Annotated in this window: 7 protein-coding genes and 1 pseudogene; 5 read left to right on the top strand and 3 right to left on the bottom strand. The window is 72.4% G+C overall.

The window, feature by feature from the left end; genetic code table 11:
- Window positions 1-406: 406 nt before the first annotated feature.
- Window positions 407-532: a hypothetical protein gene (locus AC08OP_RS19900; RefSeq protein ID WP_462188557.1), complete on the bottom strand. Its 126-nt coding sequence runs from the start codon at window positions 530-532 to the stop codon at window positions 407-409.
- A 20-nt stretch (window positions 533-552) separates the two neighbouring features.
- Between AC08OP_RS19900 and AC08OP_RS19895 the strand changes: the two are divergent.
- Window positions 553-618, top strand: a pseudogene (locus AC08OP_RS19895) (hypothetical protein); the annotation flags it as partial.
- Window positions 619-633: 15 nt separating this feature from the next.
- On the opposite strand, the gene AC08OP_RS19890 reads toward AC08OP_RS19895, so the two are convergent.
- Window positions 634-795, bottom strand: a complete 162-nt coding sequence (locus tag AC08OP_RS19890; protein WP_476615570.1) for a hypothetical protein — start codon at window positions 793-795, stop codon at window positions 634-636.
- A 53-nt stretch (window positions 796-848) separates the two neighbouring features.
- On the opposite strand from AC08OP_RS19890, the gene AC08OP_RS19885 reads away from it, so the two are divergent.
- Together AC08OP_RS19885 and AC08OP_RS19880 are read left to right on the top strand one after the other, a co-directional pair.
- Entirely contained in the window at window positions 849-1235 is a 387-nt protein-coding gene (locus tag AC08OP_RS19885; protein ID WP_476615569.1) for a type II toxin-antitoxin system VapC family toxin, read from the top strand.
- A 347-nt stretch (window positions 1236-1582) separates the two neighbouring features.
- Window positions 1583-2467 carry a cation diffusion facilitator family transporter gene (locus tag AC08OP_RS19880; RefSeq protein WP_476615568.1) on the top strand — a complete coding sequence of 295 codons (885 nt, stop codon included), beginning with the start codon at window positions 1583-1585 and terminating at the stop codon, window positions 2465-2467.
- A 65-nt stretch (window positions 2468-2532) separates the two neighbouring features.
- On the opposite strand, the gene fabG is transcribed toward AC08OP_RS19880, so the two are convergent.
- Window positions 2533-3249 carry a 3-oxoacyl-ACP reductase FabG gene (gene fabG / locus AC08OP_RS19875; RefSeq protein ID WP_476615567.1) on the bottom strand — a complete coding sequence of 239 codons (717 nt, stop codon included), beginning with the start codon at window positions 3247-3249 and terminating at the stop codon, window positions 2533-2535.
- 200 nt (window positions 3250-3449) lie between these two features.
- Here fabG and AC08OP_RS19870 point away from each other — a divergent pair, with 200 nt between their 5' ends.
- The gene (locus AC08OP_RS19870) at window positions 3450-3743 is read left to right on the top strand and encodes a DUF167 domain-containing protein (protein ID WP_476615566.1); all 294 of its coding nucleotides are present in this window, start codon (window positions 3450-3452) and stop codon (window positions 3741-3743) included.
- Between the two features lie 311 nt (window positions 3744-4054).
- Window positions 4055-5501 (top strand): thiamine pyrophosphate-dependent enzyme (locus AC08OP_RS19865; RefSeq protein WP_476615565.1); only part of this gene is annotated, 1447 nt, incomplete at its 3' end.

The following is a 5501-nucleotide window of genomic DNA, read 5'->3' as shown; positions in this document are numbered from 1 at the left end:
GAGCCCCACCGCCGCGAGCACCTTGTCATCGACCTGCACCCGGTAGTTGAAGGAGAGCCCGCGGACTCCCGGAGACGTCTCCTCCGCGACCTCGACGTCGAAGTCGCGGCCGCCGTATGGTTCCACCCGAATCACGCTCACCGACCCACCCCCTCGCGGTTGCGCCGACCGCACCGCCGCAGCCGCCTCAACTGCTGAGCCACCTCAGCTGAAAGGGATGGCGCGCCCTTGGTTTCGATCAGCCAGCGGCGTGGCGGCACGGCGACGCCGCGCCACCTACGATATCCGTTAAGGCGCGCCGGATGCGTCGTCGGCGGGCAAGAAGATCGCCCGGACCGACCTCCGCGCGGCAGCCGGGGCGGGCACCGGCCCACCCGGGCACCATCGCGGGCGATCCAGTCGATGATCAGACGGCCAGGTGAGCCTTCATGGCGCGGGCCCGCTCGCCGAGCTCGGGCATTCCCACGACCGTGACCCCGGCCGCGCCGAGCAGTTCGTACTCGACCGCGACCCGACTTTGACCAGCCTGCATTCTGCAGTCATAATGCAGGCATGCCAATTGCAGTCACCGTACGCGACGTACCGGAAGACATACGTGACACGCTCGCGCAGTACGCTCGCCAGCAAGGCCAGTCACTGCAGGCGTTCCTGCTCGGAGTACTCACCCGACAGGCCCGGTATGCCCGAAACCAGCAGGTCCTCGCTGCTGTGGAAGACGAACTCGCGGCGGGCGGTGGCGCCGGCGCGGATGCTCCAGCCGCCGCCGACGTGCTGGCAGCCGCCCGCGCCATGCACGTCGAGGCGACATCAACGGACGAGCCAGGAGCGCACGGTTCCGGATGGTCGTAGTGGACGCTTCCGTGCTCGCCAACGCCCTCGTCTACGCCGACGACCGAGGGCGACGGGCCCGCTCGATCCTGAGCGCCGACCCAGAGTGGGCGGCTCCCGAGCACTGGAAGATCGAGCTGTTCTCGGTCATGCGCGGGCTCGCTCTCGGCAACAAGATCAGCGATGACCAGGCGCAGGCCACGATCAACCGGATTCCCCAGCTTGGCGTCGACCACGTTCCCGTCGAACAGCTCCTACCCCGCATGTGGCAGCTCCGCGCCAGCATCAGCGGCTACGACGCCGCCTACGTCGCGCTCGCGGAATCCCGAGCCATCACTCTCGTCACCTCCGACGCCCGACTCGCCCGCACCGCCACCCGCTACTGCACCATCCGCCTCGTCGAATAGGCGCGTGTCTCACGTCGGGTATTGCTCTAGGGGCTGGGCACAGACGAGCAACCGAACCGGCACCAGCGGCCCGCGGTACGCACCGGGACGCAGGTGCGATGGGATGGCAGCTGCCACCATGCCGCATTGATCGTTTTCGTCTATCGTCACGGAACATGAACAGCGGCCACGAGCATGAGCTCCCCAGCGGTAGCCGTGGCCATGGCCACGGGCATCATCACGGCGGGCACCCGCACGGAGGACGGCATGACCACCACGCGAGCGGGCGGTGGGCTCGGCTTCGTCACGGCCTGTCAGACCTGGCCGGAGGGCACAGCCACGATCCGGCGGACCAGATCGACGACGCGTTGGAAGCCGACACCGCCGGCCGCCGCGCCCTCCTGATCAGCCTGGCCGGTCTCGGGCTGACCGCCGCCCTGCAAGCCGCCGTTGTGGCACTGTCCGGATCGGTCGCGCTCCTCGGCGACACCCTGCACAACGTCGCCGACGCGCTCACCGCGGTCCCCCTGCTCATCGCCTTCACCGTGGCGCGCCGCCCGGCCACCGCCCGGTTCACCTACGGCTACGGCCGCGCCGAGGACCTCGCCGGCCTCGCCGTCCTCGCGATGATCGCCCTGTCGAGTGCGCTCGCCGCCTGGGCCGCGATCGACCGCCTCCTGCACCCCCAGCGCTTCGACCATCTGGGAGCGGTCGCCGCAGCCGGGCTCGTCGGCTTCCTCGGCAACGAGATCGTCGCCCGCTACCGCATCAGGGTCGGCCATCAGATCGGCTCCGCCGCCCTCGTCGCCGACGGCCTACACGCCCGCACCGACGGTCTCACCAGCCTCGCGGTGCTCCTCGGCGCCGCCGGTGTCGCGGTGGGCTGGCACTGGGCCGACCCCGCCATCGGCCTGGCGATCACCCTGGCGATCCTCGGAGTCCTGCGCTCCGCCGCCCGCGTCGTCGGGGCCCGGCTCATGGACGCCGTCGACCCCGCCGTGGTCGCCGAAGCCACCAGGGCGCTCCTGCACACCGAGGGCATCGAGGCCGTCCGCGAGCTGCGGCTGCGCTGGATCGGCCACACCCTGCGCGCCGAAGCCGACGTCACCGTCGATGCGACCCTGACCCTGACCGCCGCTCACGACCTCGCCCACGCCGCCGAAGCCCACCTGCTGCGCCGCATCCGCCGCCTGTCCGCCGCCACCATCCACACCAGCCCCGCCCACCACCACGCCGCCACGACGGTCCCCTAAGCCGCAACGCCGATCACACTCGATCACGGTGCCGCCGAAGCGGTGCTCAGTGCCCCGTGCTCAACTCAGTGCCCCATGCTCAGCCCGCCGTCCACGGGGATCAGCGCACCGTTGATGTAACCGGCCTGCGGGGAGGCGAGGAAGGCGACGAGGGCTGCGACGTCCTCGGCCTCACCCATGCGGCCACCGGGGACGCTGGCGGTGAGCTGCTCCCGCTGCGCCTCGGTCAGCGCGTCGGTCATGTCGGTCCGGATCGGCCCCGGAGCGACCACGTTCGAGGTGATGTTGCGCGGAGCCAGCTCGCGGGCGAGGGAACGGGCGAAGCCGATCAGGCCGGCCTTGGACGCCGCGTAGTTGGACTGGCCGGGGCCGCCGACGGAGGCGACGACGGAGGAGATGAAGATGAGCCGACCCCAGCGCAGCCGCATCATCGGCCGGGAGGCACGCTTGGCCACCCGGTAGGCGCCGAGCAGGTTCGTGTCCACGACCTCCTGGAACGCGTCCTCGCTCATCGTCGCCAGCAGGGTGTCCCGCACGATGCCGGCGTTGGACACCACGATCTCCACCGGCCCGAGCTCGGCTTCGACCTCCATGAACGCCTTGTCGACGCTCTCGCTGTTGGCGACGTCCAGACGGACGCCCAGCATCCCCTCGGGGGCGGTGCCCCCGCGGCTGGCGACCGCGACCCGCTCACCCGCGGCCGCCAGGGCCGCGGCGCAGGCGGCGCCGATCCCCCGATTACCACCTGTTACCAGTGCGACACGACCCTCATTTGCGCCCATGGGTCGGATGGTAGCGGCCACCGCGTCGAATCCCGGTGTCCGCCGACGATGACGCCTCAACCGCCGGCCGGCATCGGCTTGGCCACCCTCGCGATCCTCCCTGGTGCCGCCCCGAACCGGTCACGCGGACCGGTCATGCGGACCGGTCACGCGAGCGGGATGGTCGCTCGGGCGGGACGATCCGGGGGGACGATGCGCGCATGCGTCTGATGATCCGAGTTCAGCCGGGCGCCGGGCGGACCGCGGTGGGCGGCCGGCGCGAGGACCCGCTGCACGGCCCGCTGCTGGTCGTCCGGGTCACCGAGCCGGCCGTTGACGGCCGGGCCACCGAAGCCGCCCTGCGGGCCCTGTGCGCGGCGCTGCGGGTGCGCCGGGGAGACATCCGGCTGGTTCGCGGCGCGACCAGCCGGGTCAAGGCCGTCGAGGTCGAGGTGGCACCGGTCGACGAGCCCGCGCTCCGGCTCCGGATCGACGAGCTCGGCCGGGAGGGCTGACCGCCGGGGCGGCAGTCCCGGCACGGCAGTCCCGGCATCACCGGGCCGACGCACGACGGCCAACGCCACCGCGATGGAACGCGGATGCTGAAATGGTACGGCCACCGTGGTGAAGGTGGGATACCGACGCGGACACACCATGTGACGGCGGCGGGCGCCGCCGATCCGGCCGGCGGCGCAACCTCCGACCGGCACCGCACCACCGCACGTCCGGACTTTGGGAGGTCGGAGTCGTGGGACGTAGGCCGGTCATGCGCAGGCCCGATGTCAGACCGGTGGAGGCAGCGCACACGCGCTCCGGCCGGGAGGGGATGATCATTACGCCAGACGGCACCGCGGGGCCGGTCCCGGCCCGGTCCGTGGATCCGCCCGCGCCGGGGACCGACGGCCGGGTCACACACGACGACCAGACCGACGACCAGACCGACGACCGGGCCCGCGAACGCCGGGTCACCCACGAACGCCGGGTCACCCGCGACGACCGGGCCGAGGGCGGTCCGCCGGGAGACGCCAGCCCCCCGACCGGACCGACGAACGGAGACGACGTCGTGGGAACCCAGACCTCGCCGGCCGCGGCCCGGGCCATCCCCGGGCCCCCAGACCCGGCCATGCCAGACCCGGCCATGCCGGGGCCGCCCGGTGGCGTACTCGACCTCGCCGCGCTGGCCGCCGTGGAACGGCGGCTGCGGAGCGTCGCGGCCCGGATCATCGACGGGGACGAACGCGCCGGGCAGCGGTCCGCGGTCGCCGCCGAGTCGGAACGGGCGGCCGTGGCCTCGGTGTCGAGCATCGCCACGGTGCTGTGGTTCGACGCCCTGCGCGCCGAGGACCGCGTCAGTGTGACTCCACGCGCCGCCCCGCTGATCCATGCCGTCCATCACGTCCTGGCGCACGCCAGGCCGACGGCTGAGGAGCCGGCGGCCGAGGAGACGGCGGCCGCATCACCCGTCCCCGCCGTCTACCGGCTCTCCCAGGCCCGGCCGGGTGAGATCCGTCCGAACGGGGTCCGTTCCGGGCCCGATGGTCGGCCGTTGCGTGCCCTCGGCGCCGGCAACATCGGACCGAGCGGGACGGTCTGGGCGGCGTTGGCCCGCCGTTATGCCGGGGAACGCTTCGACCGGACTCCCCAGGGTCGGCAGATCTGTCTGATCGACTACTCCGAGCTGCACGACCCGACCGTCTGGGAAACGATCACCGATGAGCGGATCGCCCATCTCGGCGAGCTGTTCTGGGTGGTGACGGTGTCCGGCTCCGCGCCGGCCGGACCGGTCGGCGGCATCGGCAAGCCCGCCCGCGCGGCGCGCATGTTCGAAGCCGCCGGTTGGCAGGTGCTCACCGTCCGGTACGGACGCGTCCTCGAGGCGCTCTTCCGGGCCCCCGGCGGTCACGCGCTTCGCAACCGCCTCGACCAGCTCCCGATGGGCGAGTACCGCGCGCTGCTGCAGGCCCACGGAGCCGACCTGCGCCGCCGCCTCGCCGGGCCCGGCGCGTCCGGCGCCGGCATCAGCCGCCTGCTGGACACCCTCACCGATGACGAGATCCATGCCTGCCTGCGCGATCTCGGTGGCCACGACCTCCCCCTGCTGATCGACGCCTTCGATGAAGTCGCGGCGGACCGGCCCACGGTCCTGTTCGCCTACACCAGCGACGAGCTCGCCCGAGAGGAGCGCTCCCACGGCGGACAGATCCGCAGCGAACAGATCCACAGCGGACGGACCGCCGACCACGCGTCCGCGGCCCCGTCCGCCGGACCGGGCA

The organism is Frankia sp. CeRuru1 (assembly GCF_977966315.1).
The sequence above is the reverse complement of the archived record's forward strand: the minus strand, read 5'-3'. Positions and strand labels throughout refer to the sequence as shown.

What these genes read in the sequence shown, in the direction of transcription:
- AC08OP_RS19900 (WP_462188557.1), bottom strand. Translation starts at nt 532, where the DNA reads ATGCAGGCTGGTCAAAGTCGGGTCGCGGTCGAGTACGAACTGCTCGGC.
- fabG (WP_476615567.1), bottom strand. Translation starts at nt 3,249, where the DNA reads ATGGGCGCAAATGAGGGTCGTGTCGCACTGGTAACAGGTGGTAATCGG.
- AC08OP_RS19870 (WP_476615566.1), top strand. Translation starts at nt 3,450, where the DNA reads ATGCGTCTGATGATCCGAGTTCAGCCGGGCGCCGGGCGGACCGCGGTG.